This window comes from Nitrospirota bacterium (assembly GCA_016212185.1).
Lineage (GTDB): Bacteria > Nitrospirota > Thermodesulfovibrionia > UBA6902 > DSMQ01 > JACRGX01.
In genome coordinates this window covers 1-2,086 of sequence record JACRGX010000092.1, presented here as the reverse complement: position 1 = coordinate 2,086, position 2,086 = coordinate 1, and the positions used below count along the sequence as shown (strand labels likewise).

At 46.2% G+C, this 2,086-nt stretch carries 2 protein-coding genes; both read right to left on the bottom strand.

Features of this window, described 5'->3' with window-relative positions; genetic code table 11:
* The coding region (locus tag HZA10_10845; GenBank protein ID MBI5196801.1) for a 2-isopropylmalate synthase at positions 1 to 1,436 on the bottom strand (1,436 nt) is incomplete at its 3' end.
* Positions 1,433 to 2,086 (bottom strand): CDP-diacylglycerol--serine O-phosphatidyltransferase (gene pssA / locus HZA10_10840; protein MBI5196800.1); only part of this gene is annotated, 654 nt, incomplete at its 5' end. The genes pssA and HZA10_10845, both read right to left, overlap by 4 nt.

The window sequence follows — 2,086 nt, the reverse complement described above, 5'->3', positions numbered from 1 at the left end:
GCGCCGTGTCCCCTTACGACCCTGCCGTCTTCTTCTTCAAGAGAGACCATAACCTCTCCAAGCGCATCTGTCCCGCCTGTTATGCCCTTGACTTCAAATTTAAGAAGACTGCTTTTTGTATTAGTTATTGAAGCAATGGTTTTATACGTTGCATCTACGGGCCCGTCGCCGTGCTCCGTCTTCTCAATTAGTTCCCCTTCAACCCTGAGTTTAACTGTAGCAGTAGGTTTCTGGCTGATGCCTGAAATCACATTTAAATCAATAAGGCTGTAAACCTCTGGGATTCTTACTGCATCCTCGGAAACCAGCGCCTCAATATCTTCATCAAAGATATCCTTTTTTTGGTCTGCAAGTTTTTTAAACCTTTCAAATGCAATGTTGAGCTCTTCGTCTGACAATTCATAACCAAGTTCTTTAAGTCTTGTCTTAAATGCGTGCCTTCCTGAGTGTTTGCCGAGGACAAGTTTTGTCTTGTGAAGCCCTATGGTTTCGGGTCTAATAATCTCGTAGGTTGATTTTTCCTTCAAAAGCCCGTCCTGATGAATGCCTGATTCATGCGCAAAGGCATTGGCTCCGACAATAGCCTTGTTCGGCTGCACCGAGATTCCTGTTATCTTTGTAACAAGTCTGCTGCTGCGTATTATCTCCTCTGTATTTATCTTTGTATCCGCATTAAAAATATCGCGCCTTACCCTTAAAGCCATAACCACTTCCTCCAGCGAGCAGTTGCCGGCTCGTTCACCTATGCCGTTAATAGTACATTCAATCTGCCCGGCGCCGTTAAGCACCGCGGCAAGCGAGTTGGCTGCGGCAAGCCCGAGGTCATTATGGCAGTGAACCGAAATTACAGCCTGAGCAATATTTTTTACCTTCTCGCGGATGGTCTTTATTAATGCACCGAATTCCTGAGGCGTGCTGTATCCTACTGTGTCCGGAATATTCACTGTTGATGCACCTGCATCAATGGCTGCCTCTATTACTTCACAGAGGTAATTTACATCGCTTCTCGTTGCATCCATAGGCGAAAATTCAACATCCTCAATAAGGCTCCTTGCGAGCCTGACCATTTCCTGCGACCTTTTTAAAGCCTCTTCACGGCTTACACGAAACTGATATTTAAGATGTATGTCAGATGTGGAATGAAATGTATGAATCCTCTTCCTTGGGGCATCCTTAACCGCCTCCCACGCCCTCCTGATGTCTTCTTCTTTTGCCCGTGCGAGGCTGCATACTACAGGACCATCCACTTCCCCGCTAATGGTCCTAACTGCTTCAAAATCACCGTGCGAGGCAACTGCAAATCCAGCCTCAATTATATCCACACCAAGCCGGGCAAGCTGTTTTGCAACCTGCACTTTTTCCTCCACATTCATTGACGCACCGGGAGACTGCTCACCGTCTCTCAGTGTCGTATCAAAAATCTTTATTATCCTCATTGCTGCACTCCGCTAAGCCTTCTCTTTCTATAAAAAAGCACGGCATTTTCAATAATTCCCAAAAGAATGTAACCCATGGAAAAAGTAAAAATCGTAATCTCAGGATGCATAAACACAAGGACAAGGACTAACACAAATACAACCAGAATCCAGAACGGTTTTCTCCTCTTGGGGTCAATCTCCTTTATTCCGTGATAACGCAATGTGCTTACCATAAGTATTGCAAGAATAAAAACCAGAACGAGGACAAGGGGGTTCTTCCCTGCTGCCTTTCCCCACATCTCATGATAGAATAAAACCAGTGATGCTAAAACCACGGCAGCACCGGGTATCGGCATGCCCGTGAATGCCTTGCTTTCCACAGAACCCATCTGCACATTATACCTTGCAAGCCTTAACGCACCGCACATAACATAAAGAAACGCAGCGCCCCATCCAACGCGGCCAAATGAATGCAATGACCAGCCGTAAAGAAGGACCGCGGGTGCAACACCGAAAGCAATGAGGTCAGAAAGTGAATCAAGCTCAATGCCAAACCTCGTTGTACTGTGCGTAACCCTCGCAACCCAGCCGTCAAGGCCGTCAAATATGTTCGCAATCAGTATTGCCCACGCCGCATATATGTAATGGGCTTTAAAGGATGCGATTAT